This is a genomic window from Mordavella massiliensis (assembly GCF_016901695.1).
GTDB classification, from domain to species: Bacteria; Bacillota; Clostridia; order Lachnospirales; family Lachnospiraceae; genus Claveliimonas; species Claveliimonas massiliensis_A.
On the sequence record NZ_JACJKS010000005.1, the window covers coordinates 77,534 to 90,189 of the forward strand.

Here is a 12,656-nt window from a genome sequence, read left to right on the forward strand (position 1 = left end):
CGCCCTTTACGATTGAGTGAAGGGTGATTTTTTATATTTTGCCCCTTCACCCGGCAGCCGGTGTGCTGCGCATGATGCAGAAGGATGACAATGAGGAGGAACAACATGAGCCAGAATCTGGAAAAGACCTACAATCCAAAACAAATCGAATCAAAGTTATATGAGAAGTGGTGTGAGAGCAAGTATTTTCACGCGGAAGTGGACCGCAGCCGGAAGCCCTTTACGACGGTTATGCCGCCTCCGAACATCACCGGCAAGCTGCACATGGGGCATGCCCTCGACAATACGCTGCAGGACATCCTCATCCGCTACAAGAGGATGCAGGGCTACAACGCGCTCTGGATCCCGGGGACAGACCACGCGGCCATCTCCACAGAGGTGAAGGTGACGAACCAGCTCAAGGAGGAGGGCATCGACAAGAAGGAACTCGGCAGGGAGAAATTCCTGGAGCGGACCTGGCAGTGGAAGGAAGAGTACGCCGGCACCATCGAGGGACAGCTCAAGAAGCTGGGCGTGTCCTGCGACTGGGACAGGGAGCGGTTCACCATGGACGAGGGCTGCTCCAGGGCCGTGGAGGAAGTGTTCATCAGCCTGTACGAGAATGGCTATATCTACAAGGGATCCAGGATCATCAACTGGTGCCCGGTCTGCAAGACGTCCCTGTCTGACGCAGAGGTGGAGCATGAGGAGCAGGAGGGACACTTCTGGCATATCAAGTACCCCATCGTGGGGACCGATCAGTATCTGGAGATCGCGACGACGCGTCCGGAGACGATGCTGGGCGACACGGCCATCGCCGTGCACCCGGATGACGAGAGATACAAAGACCTCGTGGGGAAGAAATGTCTGCTCCCCCTGACAGACCGGGAGATCCCCATCGTGGCGGACTACTACGTGGACCGGGAGTTCGGGACCGGAGCGGTGAAGATCACGCCGGCTCACGACCCCAACGACTTTGAGGTGGGCAAGCGCCATAACCTGCCGGAGATCAATGTCATGAACGACGACGCCACCATCAATGAACAGTACGGCGGCAAATACGCGGGCATGGACCGCTACGAGGCCAGGGAGGCCATGGTGAAGGACCTGGAGGAGCAGGGATACCTTGTGAAGGTGGAGCCCCACTCCCACAACGTAGGAACCCATGACCGCTGCCACACGACGGTGGAGCCCCTTGTAAAGCAGCAGTGGTTCGTAAAGATGGACGAGCTCGCGAAGCCGGCCATCGAGGCGATCCGGAACGGGGATCTGAAATTTGTCCCGGAGCGGTTTGACAAGATCTATCTCCACTGGCTGGAGAACATCCGCGACTGGTGCATTTCCCGCCAGATCTGGTGGGGACACCGGATCCCGGCCTACTACTGCGACGAGTGCGGGGAGGTGGTCGTGTCCAGAGGCATGCCGGAGAAATGCCCGAAGTGCGGCTGCACCCATTTCACCCAGGATGAGGATACGCTGGACACCTGGTTCAGTTCCGCCCTGTGGCCCTTCTCCACGCTGGGATGGCCGCAGAAGAGCGAGGACTTCGACTACTTCTATCCCACGGACGTGCTGGTGACCGGCTATGACATCATCTTCTTCTGGGTCATCCGCATGGTGTTCTCCGGATACGCCCACACCGGGAAATGCCCCTTCCACACGGTGTTCATCCACGGGCTTGTGCGGGATTCCCTGGGCCGCAAGATGAGCAAATCCTTAGGGAACGGCATCGACCCGCTGGAGATCATCGACAGGTACGGCGCGGACGCCCTGCGCATGACCCTGGTGACAGGCAACGCGCCGGGCAACGATATGCGCTTCTATAACGAGAGAGTGGAGGCGAGCCGGAACTTTGCCAATAAAGTGTGGAACGCATCCCGGTTCATCCTCATGAACATGGAAGGCAAAGAGATCACGGAGCCGGACCTTGCAGATCTGCTTCCCGCGGACTGCTGGATCCTGTCCAAATGCAATACACTGATCCGCGAAATGACGGAGAACATGGACAAGTTCGAGCTGGGCATCGCCCTTCAGAAAGTCTATGACTTTATCTGGGACGAGTTCTGCGACTGGTATATCGAGTTCGTCAAGCAGAGGATGTACGACGCGGATGAGGATCCCGCCTCTGCGAACAAGGCGCTGTGGGTGCTCCGGGAAGTGCTGAAGAACGCGCTGAAGCTGCTCCATCCGTTCATGCCCTTCGTGACAGAGGAGATCTACAGCAAGCTGATCCCGGAGGAGGAGTCCCTGATGATGTCTGACTGGCCTGTGTACAGGAAGGAGTGGGAGTTCCCCCAGGCGGAGAATGTGGTGGAGCACGTAAAGCTCCTGGCCGGCGGCGTGCGGAACATCCGCTCGGAGATGAACGTGCCTGCGGACAGAAAGATCAAGATCTGTGTGGTGAGCGAGGATCAGGAGCTCCTGGACGGCTTCCGGATGCTGGAGGACGCGGTGCTCCGCCTGGCAAAGGCATCCGACTTCACCGTGCAGCAGGATAAGGCGGGAATCCCGCAGGATGCCATGTCTGTGGTGATCCCGGATGCGACGGCCTACCTGCCCCTGGAAGATATGATCGACTTTGACCAGGAGATCGAGCGCCTGACGAAAGAGGAGGCCCGCCTGACAAAGGAGATCGCCCGCTCGAACGGCATGCTCGGCAATGAGAAATTCATAAGCAAAGCCCCCGCTGCCAAAGTGCAGGAGGAGAGGGAGAAGCTGGAGAAATATGAGCAGATGATGGCGCAGGTGAAGGACCGTCTGGCATCCCTGCGCGCGAAGATGGCATAGAAGCGCTGCGAAGCGTTCGGACCGCAGCCTCCTTACCGATCAAAGGAAAGGGTTGACAATGAAAAAGATCCATTTGAAAAAGCCGGATGTAAAAGGGACGCTTCACCGGATCCGGCATTTGAAAAAAGAGGATATCATCGAGTGGCACCGGGCGGGCAAAGAGCGCCGGGAGAGGATCCTGGAGGCCCGCCGCAACGGGCCCTTCGCCCGGAAGATGAAGCCGGTGTATGCGTTTATGAACCGCTTTTCACTGGTGTTCCACGCCCTGCTGGCCTGCCTGATCAATTTCGTGATCGAGGCCATATCCAGACACTCGGCGTTTGAGGCGTGGGAGTATATGGTGGGATCGCCGCTTGTATTTCTGTACAACGCGTTCATGATCTTTCTGACGTTCACCGTGGTGTACCTGGTGCGGCGGCGCGTGTTCGCCCGCATTGTCATCAGCGTGCTCTGGCTTGTGCTGGGCGTGGCCAACGGCTACATGCTGATGGTCCGCGTGACGCCTTTCAACGCCCAGGACCTGAAGGCGGCGGGAGAAGGGCTGGCGCTTATCAACAACTATTTTGAACCGATGGAGCTTGTGCTGGTGATCATCGGCCTGGCGGCGGTCATCGTGTGGAGCGTGTCCATGTGGAGGCGTGGCGGCCAGTTCGAGGGAAAGATGCACCGCATCCTGGCCCTCGTGGGCGTGGCGGCCTGCTTCGGGGCGTATACCTTCGTCTCCCAGGCGGCGCTCGACAAGCGGGTCGTCTCCAACTACTTCGGAAACATTGCCTTTGCCTACGAGGACTACGGGCTGCCCTACTGCTTCATGGCCAGCCTGTTCAACACGGGCATCGACGAGCCAAACGGCTACAGCGAGGAGACGATGGAGGAGATCAGCGGAGGCGGGGAGATCACAAAGTGCGAGACGGGACGGGCAAAGGAAGCCCTGCCCAATGTGATCTTCATCCAGCTTGAGTCCTACTTTGATGTGGAGGAGGCGGAGTTCTTTACGACTTCGGAAGATGCCTGCCCCAACCTCCACGCCATGTTTGACAACTATTCCAGCGGGTACTTCAAAGTGCCGTCCGTGGGAGCCGGGACGGCCAACACGGAGTTTGAGGTGCTCACCGGCATGAATATGCGCTACTTCGGACCGGGGGAATACCCCTACAAGACGATCGTCAAGTTCCAGCCCACGGAGAGCGCGGCAACAGCTTTCTCCGCCCTCGGCTACGGCACCCACGCGGCCCACAACAACGGCGGCAACTTCTACAGCAGGGCCAGGGTGTACAATGAGATGGGATTTGACTCCTTCACGAGCAAGGAGTTCATGAATATCCTGCAGACAACGGAGAACGGCTGGTCCAAGGACGAGATCCTGATCCAGCACATCCTGGACGCCATGGATACGACTGAGCAGCAGGATTTTGTGTTCGGCGTCAGCGTGCAGGGACACGGGGACTATCCGGAGGAGCAGATCATCGAGAACCCGCGGATCAAAGTGGAGGGGATCGAGGACGAGGGCCTGAAGAACAAGTGGGAGTACTACGTGAACCAGGTGTACGAGATGGACAAGTTCGCCGGGGATCTGGTGAAAGCCATCGAGGAGAGAGGCGAGCCGACTGTTATCGTGTTCTACGGCGACCATCTGCCGACCATGGGACTGGAGGCGGAGGATCTGAAGAGCCGCTACCTCTACAATACAAACTATGTGATCTGGGACAACATCGGGCTTCCCAAGGAGGACAGGAACATCCCGTCCTACCAGATCATGGCGGACGTGCTGGAGCGGCTGGACATCCACTCCGGCACAGTGTTCAACTACCATCAGGAGCGCAGGCAGACGAAGAACTATCTGGCCGACCTGGAGCTTCTGCAGTACGACATCATGTACGGGGAGCAGTATGTCTACAACGGCAACCCGCCCATCACGGAAGGGCATATGCAGATGGGCGTGAAGGATGTGAAGATCACAGACCTTGTGCCCAAGCTGGATGAAGGCTACAGCCTGTACGGGGAGAACTTCACGAAGAACAGCAGGGTCTATGTGAACGGGGACCGGCAGAAGAGCACCTTCCTCAACAACACGAGGATCGAGCTGCCTGAGACAACGCTTGCGGACGGCGATGTGGTGACTGTGAGCCAGGTCGGATCCAGCAATACGATCTTTCGGACATCCTGCGAGTATGTGTACCAGGACGGTGCGCTCACAGAGGTGCCGGGCACCGGAAGCGCGGACCAGGAGGGCGTATCCTGGGTTGTGGCGAACGGGGAAGAGGAAGAGTGATATGACGTATGAAGAGGCCGCGGCCTATATTGAAGGGATCCCGAGATTTACGAAGAAGCACGACCTGTCCTACGTGGCGGATTTCCTGGCAAGACTGGGCAATCCCGGGGCGGACAGCCAGGTGATCCACGTGGCGGGGACCAACGGGAAAGGCTCCGTGTGCGCCTACATGCGCGCCGTGCTCCTGGCGATGGGAAAGCGGACCGGCTTTTTTACATCCCCCCATCTGATCCGGCTGAACGAGCGGATCGTGATCGGGGATGATGAGATCGGGGACGAAGAGTTTCTCGCCGTCTTCCGGCAGGTGAAGGAGACAGTGGATGGGATGGCAGAGGAAGGGCTGTCCCATCCTTCCTATTTTGAATTTCTCTTCGGCATGGCCATGCTGGCGTTCGGGCGGGCCGGCGCGGAGTATATCATCCTGGAGACGGGGCTTGGCGGCCGGCTGGACGCCACCAGCGCGGTGCCGCATCCGGCGGTCACCGTCATCACGTCCATCAGTCTGGACCACACGGCGTACCTGGGGAACACGGTGGAGGAGATCGCCGCAGAGAAGGCCGGCATCATCAGGGAGGGCGTGCCCGTCGTGTTCGACGGGACGGACCCGCGCGCCGCGAAGGTGATAGAAGAGCAGGCGGCCAGGCTGCATGCGGCGTGTAGAAAGCTTGGGAAAAATGCGTACGAAATCCGGGAAATTACAAGGAAACATATTGCTTTTTCCAGGGGCAGTGCGTATGATAGAAATGATCTTTGGACGATCAGCGGCTGCGGCGTGTACCAGGCCATGAACGCCTCCCTTGCGCTGACAGCGCTGGAGATCCTGTTCCCGGAGGCGGGGGAGAGGGATCCGGCCGTGTGGAAGAAGGCCCTCGCGTCTGTCGTCTGGGAGGGGCGGATGGAAGAGATCCGTCCGGGGATCTTCCTGGACGGGGCCCACAATCCGGGAGCCGCGCAGGCATTTGCGGACACGCTGGAAGCGCTCGGTGAAGAAAGTCCGGTGCTCCTGTTTTCCGCCGTGTCGGACAAGGAATATGAGAAGATAGCCGACATCCTGTGCGGCAGGGTGAAGGCGGGACTGTATATCATAACGCAGATCCAGGACGCCAGGGGCGTCCCGGCCCGGGAGCTGGGACGTATCTTCCGGGAGCGGACAGACAGCCCTGTGCTGGTGGAGCCGGACCCGGCGCGCGCCCTTGCGGCCGCTGTGTCGAACCGGCGCGGGCGCAGGATCTACTGTCTCGGATCCCTCTATCTGATCGGGGAGCTGAAGCGCATCCTGACAGAGCAGGGAGACTGCGTACAGAGGAGGTTGAAAGATCGATGCTGAACTATGAAGAGGAACTGAAGAAATTCCAGCCAAGCGTGGAAGTGGAAGATATAGAGGACGCGGTATATCAGGAAGATCTGACGGATATGAGTGATATCCTGCGGGAGATGATCGAGCAGACAAACAACAGCAAATAGATACGGGGTTTATATGGAGTATACACAGAAACTGGTGTATCAGTCCAACTACTGGTACAACGACGGTCTAAAGAGGGCCAGGATCAGGGATATGTCCGGAGCGGTCACGTCCCTGAAGAAGAGCCTTCAGTATAACAGGGAAAACATCGCGGCGAGAAATCTTCTCGGGCTTGTCTACTACGGGCGGGGAGAGGTCGGGGAGGCGCTCGTGGAGTGGATCCTCAGCAAGAACTTCCAGTCCCATGAGAACATCGCCAATTATTATATCAAGAAACTGCAGGAGAATCCGACAGAGCTGGAGCAGGTGAACCAGGCGATCCGCAAGTTCAACCAGAGCCTTGCCTACTGTTACCAGGACGGGGAGGACCTGGCTGTCATCCAACTGAAGAAGGTGGTGGCGGAGCACCCATCCTTCCTGAAGGCCTGGCAGCTTTTGTCCCTTCTGTACCTCCACACGGAGCAGTACGGGAAGGCGCGGCACACTCTCAGGGAGGCCCACAGGCTTGACACGACCAACGACATCACCCTGCGCTACATGCACGAGATGAATGAGCTGCGCAGGAACAGGGCCGTGCGGCAGGCCGAGAAGGAGGGGAAGAAGGAGAAGCCCCAGACGGTCACATACAACATCGGAAACGAGACGATCATCCAGCCGGCCTCCGGCGGGATGAAGGAGAATGCCGGCCTCATGACCATCGTGAACATTGTGATCGGGCTCCTGGTGGGCGTGGCGTTCATGTGGTTCCTGATTATGCCGGCGGTGAACAGCTCCACCGCCAGGAAGACGAACCAGGAGGCACGGGAGTTCAGCAACCAGATCGCGGAGCAGAAGGCGCAGATCAGCGCCCTGCAGACGGAGCTGGAGAGCTACCGCGCCGACAGCGAGGCGACGCAGAGCGCGCAGCAGGCGGCGGCTTCCACGAAGGACAGCTATGAGATCATCATGAACATGTACGACCATTATCTGGCGTCTGACATGAGCGATTCCGCCATGGTGGAGGAACTTCTGAAGGTCAACCCGGATTCCCTGGGAACCCTGGGACGGGAGCAGTATGACACCATGACGGGGGAGATCTATGACCGGTATTGCGAGACGCTCTACTACACGGCGCTGGAGAACTACGACGCGGCCAACTACGCGGACGCCATCGCGAACCTGAACACCGTGATGCAGATGAACGCGGGCTACGACGACGGCCAGGCCATGTGGCTTTTGGCCCGGTCCTACGAAGCGTCCGGCGATACACAGAATGCGGCCTCCTGGACCGAGCGGGTGCAGACGGAATACCCGGATATCGATACCACGGCAGACCCGCAGCAGGACAGCGGGGAGGAAGATACGTGGGACGATGAGGACGGCTGGTATGAGGAGGAGAGCTGGGACGAGTGGGAGTAGGATCCGCGTCCCGGACAATAGAAAAGGATACAAAAGAGAAGGATATGCGAAACGGCATGTCCTTCTTTTTTTGTCAGATAGGAGGAATCAGAATTGAAGTATCAGGTACAGGAGAACTGTCTCACCATCTTCCTGCCGGAAGATGTGGACCACCACAATGCGGAGGAGATCCGGAGGGAGGCGGACCGGCTCATCGACAGGGAGCATATCCGCTACGTCATCTTTGACTTTGCGGACACCGGCTTTATGGACAGCTCGGGGATCGGAGTCATCATGGGGCGCTACCGCAAGGTGTACATGATGGGGGGAGAAGTGTGCGCCGTGCACGCGAGCGAGAGGATGAAGAAGATCCTCACCATGTCGGGCGTGATGAAGATAATGCAGATCTATGAGGAGGATAAATAGCATGGAACATGTAGGGGATGTGACAAATGAGATGGAGCTTACCTTCGACAGCCACTCGTCCAATGAGGCCTTCGCGCGGGTGACCGTGGCCGCCTTTATGACGCAGCTCAATCCCACGGTGGAGGAGGTGGCGGATGTGAAGACAGCCGTGTCCGAGGCGGTGACCAACGCCATCATACACGGCTACGAAAACAGGCGCAGGAAAGTACATATCCGGGCGTGGACAGAGGGGAAGAGCCTGTATCTGGAAGTGTCCGACGAGGGGGTTGGCATCCCGGACATCCGGAAAGCCATGGAGCCGCTTTTTACGACCCGGCCGGAACTGGAGCGCTCGGGCATGGGCTTTTCCTTTATGGAGGCGTTCATGGACGAGCTGGAAGTGGAATCGGAGCCGGGCAGGGGGACGACCGTGCGGATGCGCAAGGAGGTCGGAAGAGGAAGGGATCTATGGACCACACAATCGCTTTGATACAGAGGTCTCACGAGGGGGATGAGGAGGCGAAAGCACAGCTTGTGGAGGAAAATACGGGGCTGATCTGGTGCATTGTGAAGCGGTTCCGGGGCAGGGGGACGGAGGCGGAGGATCTCTTTCAGATCGGAAGCATCGGACTTCTGAAAGCCATTGACAAATTCGACCTCTCGTATGACGTCCGGTTTTCCACTTACGCGGTGCCTATGATATCCGGGGAGATCAAGCGCTTCCTCCGGGACGACGGCATGATCAAGGTGAGCCGTTCCCTGAAGGAAACGGCCGTGCGGGCCTGCGCCTGCCGGGACCGGCTGCGGGAGGAGACGGGGCGGGAGCCCTCTGTGGAGGAGGTGGCCGCCCTGGCGGGCGTGGAGCCCCAGGAGCTGATGCAGGCGCTGGATGCGGGCGCCCAGGTGGAGTCGCTGCACCGGACCGTCGGACAGAAGGACGGGCGGGAGATCCGGCTCCTCGACCGGCTGGAAGAGCGGGAGGACCGGGAGGAGAAACTCCTGGACCGCATGCTCCTCGCCCGGCTTTTGGAGGAGCTTGGGGCGCAGGAGAGGCAGCTCATCTACCTGCGCTATTTTGCGGAGAGGACCCAGAGCGAAGTGGGGAAGATGCTGGGCATCTCCCAGGTGCAGGTGTCCAGGATGGAGAAGAAGATCCTGGAGAAAATGCGCGAAAAAATCTGAAAAAGGCACGCCGGCATGTATAGTTTCCAGAGGCGGGATCCATACTAACTGTGAGACAGCAAAAAAAGGAGGAGACAGTATGGATCAGGCGAGGAAAAAAATCCGGGCGTGCCTTCTTGCCGTGACGGCGCTTGCCGTGCTCCTGGGGGCAGTCTGGTATGTGCAGGATACGCTGGACAGTGTGGATGTGACGGAGGGGACCCTCGTGTACCTGGACGGGGGCGCATCTGACCTATGGACGGCACAGTCTATCTAAAGGCGGACGCCAGCGTGGAGGTGGACCATCCGGCCGTCACACTGGGGGACCTCTTCCAGATCGGGGGCGCGGCGCCGGCGCAAAAAGAGGGGATCCGCGCGATCCGCCTGCTTCGCTTTCCGGAACCGGACCGCGGGGGCAGGGCCCAGCGCCGGGTGGTGAGCGTCCTGCTGGCGGTGGAAGCCATACGCAGGGAATTCCCGAAGCTCCAGGTGGTCAGCCTTGGCAGCGCGGATGTGATCGTTACGTACGTGAAGGCGCGCCGGGACGGGAGAGCCCTTCACGCCCTCAAGACGGCGGGTGTGGCGCTGGTGACCTTTGCGGGAGCGGCCTTCTCCATCATGGCCTTCAACAACGATGTGGATGTGAGCCGGCTGTTCGGACAGATCTACACCTTTGTCACCGGGGAGGCGAAGAGCGGGTTCACCGTCCTGGAGTGCACCTACAGCATCGGCCTTGTCATGGGGATCCTGATCTTCTTCAATCATTTCGGGAAAAAGCGGTTTTCCCAGGACCCGACGCCCATCGAGGTGCAGATGCGCACCTACGAGGGAGAGATACAGAGTGCCCTGGTGGAGGCCTGCGCCAGAAAGGGGCGGGAACTGGATGTGGATGCAGCAGATCCTTCTGGGGATCCTGGGGCTTAGCGCCGGGATCACCGTGGCGGGCGGCCTGTTCTCCTTCCTTGTCGAGCTGGGGGTCGTGGCGGATTTCGCGGACCGGACCCACACGGGGGAGCATGTGCTCCTCTACGAGGACGCGGCGGCGCTCGGCGGCGCGGCGGGCAGTCTTGTCTTTGTGTACGGACTGGACCTGCCGGGCGGGGCTGTGACGCTGGCGGTGTTCGGGCTGCTGGCGGGGATCTTCACCGGCTGCTGGGCCATGGCCCTGGCGGAGGTGCTGAACGTATTCCCGGTATTTATCCGGCGGGTCCGGCTTCAGAACTGTCTTCCCTGGGCGATCCTTGGCATGGCCTTCGGGAAAGGGCTGGGCGCCCTCGTGTTTTTCTGGAACCAGTGGGGCGGTTAAAGACAGCCGGGAAAGGAAAGGTGGAAGAACAAAATGGAAACAGGAAAGGAGCGCCGGGAACAGGCGTACAGGGACTATGTAAAAAAGAAGACGCCGGTCCACAGCCTGCCTGCAAATATGGCGAAGGCATTTCTGACAGGGGGCGTCATCTGTACAGTCGGGGAGTTTATCTTAAATTACAGCGAAAAGATGGGGCTTGGAAAGGAGGCGGGCGCCGCCTGGTGCTGCATCCTCCTCATCTTTGCGAGCGCCCTGCTGACGGGCCTTAATCTGTACGGCCGCATCGCCAGGTGGGGCGGGGCCGGGGCGCTCGTGCCGATCACGGGGTTTGCCAATTCCGTGGCCGCGCCGGCCATCGAGTACAAGAAGGAGGGACAGGTCATGGGGATCGGCTGCAAGATCTTCACCATCGCCGGCCCGGTGATCCTCTACGGGATCTTTACCAGCTCCCTTCTTGGATTCGTGTACTGGGCGGCGCTGGAGACGGGGGTGATCGGATGATCCAGAAGACGAAGGGCGCAAGGAGCCTTGCCTTTACCGAGGCCCCCTGCATCCTGGGGAGCGCCTCCGTGGCGGGAAAGAAGGAGGCAGAAGGGCCGCTGGGAGACTGTTTTGACGTGACGGGGGAGGACGACCTCTTCGGGGAGAAGACGTGGGAGGCCGCGGAGAGCAGGATCCAGAAGGAGGCCTGCATCCTGGCGCTGGGGAAGGCGAAGATCCGCGCGGAACAGGTGCGCTGCCTGTACGGCGGAGACCTGCTCCGCCAGGGCATCGCCACCTCCATGGGGGCGGAGGAACTGCAGATCCCCATGTTCGGGCTCTTCGGGGCCTGCTCCACCTCCGGGGAGGCGCTGGCCCTCGCCGCCATGGCCGTGTCGGCGGGGTACGGGGAGTACATGCTGGCTGTCACGTCCAGCCATTTCGGGACAGCGGAAAAGGAATTCCGGTTTCCCTTAAGCTACGCCAGCCAGCGGCCCCTCTCGGCCCAGTGGACGGTGACAGGCGCCGGCGCCTTTGTCGTGGGCAGCAGGAAGGGCGCGGTGCGGATCGCGGGGGTGACGGTGGGGAAGATCGTGGATTACGGCCTGAAGGATTCCCAGAACATGGGCGCCTGCATGGCCCCCGCGGCGGCAGACACCATCGCCTGCCATCTGGAGGACTTCGGGCGGGAGGCGCAGGAGTACGACCGGATCGTGACCGGCGACCTGGGGTATGTGGGACAGAGCATCCTGCTGGACCTGCTGCGGGAGAGGGGGATCGACATCGGCGGCCTCCACCTGGACTGCGGGAAACTGATCTTTGACCAGAAGGCCCAGGACACCCACGCGGGCGGGAGCGGCTGCGGCTGCGCGGCGGTGACGCTCTCCGCCTTCATCCTGCCGAAAATCATATCCGGGGAGTGGAAGCGGGTCCTGTTTGTCCCCACCGGCGCGCTCATGTCCACGGTCAGCTACAACGAGGGGGCCAGCGTGCCGGGCATCGCCCACGGCATCCTGCTGGAGCACTGCCCGGACTGGAAGGAGGAAGGATAGGATGGAGTATGTCAATGCATTCTGGGTGGGCGGGGCGATCTGCGCCCTTGTCCAGATCCTGCTGGACCGGACAAAGCTCATGCCGGGGCGGGTCATGGTCCTCCTCGTGTGCACAGGGGCGGTCCTGGGATTCCTCGGCGTCTATGAACCCTTTGCCCGGTTCGCCGGGGGCGGCGCCTCGGTCCCCCTGCTCGGATTCGGCAACACCCTCTGGAACGGCGTGAAGGAGGCGGTGGAACAGGAGGGGTTCACCGGCATCTTCCTGGGCGGCTTTACAGCCAGCGCGGCCGGTATCTCGGCCGCCCTCATCTTCGGCTACCTGGCCTCCCTTGTGTTTGAGCCGAAGATGAAAAAGTGAAAAACAGGAAAGCCGTC

General features: G+C 60.1%; 14 protein-coding genes. All 14 read left to right on the plus strand.

Features of this window, described 5'->3' with window-relative positions; translation table 11 throughout:
• Positions 1-105: 105 nt before the first annotated feature.
• The 14 genes from H6A20_RS04950 to H6A20_RS05015 all read left to right on the plus strand — a co-directional run bounded on the left by H6A20_RS04950 (position 106) and on the right by H6A20_RS05015 (position 12,639).
• Entirely contained in the window at positions 106-2,766 is a 2,661-nt protein-coding gene (locus H6A20_RS04950) for a valine--tRNA ligase (protein ID WP_204906042.1), read from the plus strand.
• 58 nt (positions 2,767-2,824) lie between these two features.
• The gene (locus H6A20_RS04955) at positions 2,825-5,038 is read left to right on the plus strand and encodes an LTA synthase family protein (protein WP_204906043.1); all 2,214 of its coding nucleotides are present in this window, start codon (positions 2,825-2,827) and stop codon (positions 5,036-5,038) included.
• Between the two features lies 1 nt (position 5,039).
• Positions 5,040-6,365 carry a bifunctional folylpolyglutamate synthase/dihydrofolate synthase gene (locus H6A20_RS04960; protein ID WP_204906044.1) on the plus strand — a complete coding sequence of 442 codons (1,326 nt, stop codon included), beginning with the start codon at positions 5,040-5,042 and terminating at the stop codon, positions 6,363-6,365.
• Entirely contained in the window at positions 6,359-6,502 is a 144-nt protein-coding gene (locus H6A20_RS04965) for a hypothetical protein (RefSeq protein WP_164488608.1), read from the plus strand. Before H6A20_RS04960 ends, H6A20_RS04965 begins: the two co-directional genes overlap by 7 nt.
• Positions 6,503-6,515: 13 nt before the next feature.
• Complete coding sequence (locus H6A20_RS04970) at positions 6,516-7,898, plus strand: tetratricopeptide repeat protein (protein WP_204906045.1); 1,383 nt, start codon at positions 6,516-6,518, stop codon at positions 7,896-7,898.
• A 93-nt stretch (positions 7,899-7,991) separates the two neighbouring features.
• Positions 7,992-8,303: an STAS domain-containing protein gene (locus tag H6A20_RS04975; protein WP_204906046.1), complete on the plus strand. Its 312-nt coding sequence runs from the start codon at positions 7,992-7,994 to the stop codon at positions 8,301-8,303.
• A 1-nt stretch (position 8,304) separates the two neighbouring features.
• Complete coding sequence (spoIIAB, locus tag H6A20_RS04980) at positions 8,305-8,772, plus strand: anti-sigma F factor (protein ID WP_207750373.1); 468 nt, start codon at positions 8,305-8,307, stop codon at positions 8,770-8,772.
• Entirely contained in the window at positions 8,751-9,464 is a 714-nt protein-coding gene (locus tag H6A20_RS04985) for a SigF/SigG family RNA polymerase sporulation sigma factor (RefSeq protein WP_204906047.1), read from the plus strand. Before spoIIAB ends, H6A20_RS04985 begins: the two co-directional genes overlap by 22 nt.
• Before the next feature lie 79 nt (positions 9,465-9,543).
• Positions 9,544-9,720: a hypothetical protein gene (locus H6A20_RS04990; protein WP_204906048.1), complete on the plus strand. Its 177-nt coding sequence runs from the start codon at positions 9,544-9,546 to the stop codon at positions 9,718-9,720.
• On the plus strand, positions 9,699-10,367 hold the full coding sequence (locus H6A20_RS04995; protein WP_204906049.1) for a stage V sporulation protein AA: 669 nt from the start codon (positions 9,699-9,701) through the stop codon (positions 10,365-10,367). The genes H6A20_RS04990 and H6A20_RS04995 overlap by 22 nt, the downstream gene beginning before the upstream one ends.
• On the plus strand, positions 10,327-10,749 hold the full coding sequence (locus H6A20_RS05000; protein WP_204906050.1) for a stage V sporulation protein AB: 423 nt from the start codon (positions 10,327-10,329) through the stop codon (positions 10,747-10,749). The genes H6A20_RS04995 and H6A20_RS05000 overlap by 41 nt, the downstream gene beginning before the upstream one ends.
• Positions 10,750-10,782: 33 nt before the next feature.
• Positions 10,783-11,250, plus strand: a complete 468-nt coding sequence (locus tag H6A20_RS05005; protein WP_204906051.1) for a SpoVA/SpoVAEb family sporulation membrane protein — start codon at positions 10,783-10,785, stop codon at positions 11,248-11,250.
• A complete protein-coding gene (locus H6A20_RS05010) occupies positions 11,247-12,281 on the plus strand; it encodes a stage V sporulation protein AD (protein ID WP_207750374.1) in 1,035 nt (344 codons plus the stop codon). Before H6A20_RS05005 ends, H6A20_RS05010 begins: the two co-directional genes overlap by 4 nt.
• 1 nt (position 12,282) lies before the next feature.
• Positions 12,283-12,639 (plus strand): SpoVA/SpoVAEb family sporulation membrane protein, encoded by a 357-nt coding sequence (locus H6A20_RS05015; protein ID WP_204906052.1) that lies wholly within the window; start codon positions 12,283-12,285, stop codon positions 12,637-12,639.
• Positions 12,640-12,656: the final 17 nt, after the last annotated feature.

Bases quoted from the DNA above. Each gene is read 5' to 3' on its own strand.
- H6A20_RS04950 (WP_204906042.1), top strand. From the start codon at position 106: ATGAGCCAGAATCTGGAAAAGACCTACAATCCAAAACAAATCGAATCA.
- H6A20_RS04955 (WP_204906043.1), top strand. From the start codon at position 2,825: ATGAAAAAGATCCATTTGAAAAAGCCGGATGTAAAAGGGACGCTTCAC.
- H6A20_RS04960 (WP_204906044.1), top strand. From the start codon at position 5,040: ATGACGTATGAAGAGGCCGCGGCCTATATTGAAGGGATCCCGAGATTT.
- H6A20_RS04965 (WP_164488608.1), top strand. From the start codon at position 6,359: ATGCTGAACTATGAAGAGGAACTGAAGAAATTCCAGCCAAGCGTGGAA.
- H6A20_RS04970 (WP_204906045.1), top strand. From the start codon at position 6,516: ATGGAGTATACACAGAAACTGGTGTATCAGTCCAACTACTGGTACAAC.
- spoIIAB (WP_207750373.1), top strand. From the start codon at position 8,305: ATGGAACATGTAGGGGATGTGACAAATGAGATGGAGCTTACCTTCGAC.
- H6A20_RS04985 (WP_204906047.1), top strand. From the start codon at position 8,751: ATGGACCACACAATCGCTTTGATACAGAGGTCTCACGAGGGGGATGAG.
- H6A20_RS04990 (WP_204906048.1), top strand. From the start codon at position 9,544: ATGGATCAGGCGAGGAAAAAAATCCGGGCGTGCCTTCTTGCCGTGACG.
- H6A20_RS04995 (WP_204906049.1), top strand. From the start codon at position 9,699: ATGGACGGCACAGTCTATCTAAAGGCGGACGCCAGCGTGGAGGTGGAC.
- H6A20_RS05000 (WP_204906050.1), top strand. From the start codon at position 10,327: ATGTGGATGCAGCAGATCCTTCTGGGGATCCTGGGGCTTAGCGCCGGG.
- H6A20_RS05005 (WP_204906051.1), top strand. From the start codon at position 10,783: ATGGAAACAGGAAAGGAGCGCCGGGAACAGGCGTACAGGGACTATGTA.
- H6A20_RS05010 (WP_207750374.1), top strand. From the start codon at position 11,247: ATGATCCAGAAGACGAAGGGCGCAAGGAGCCTTGCCTTTACCGAGGCC.
- H6A20_RS05015 (WP_204906052.1), top strand. From the start codon at position 12,283: ATGGAGTATGTCAATGCATTCTGGGTGGGCGGGGCGATCTGCGCCCTT.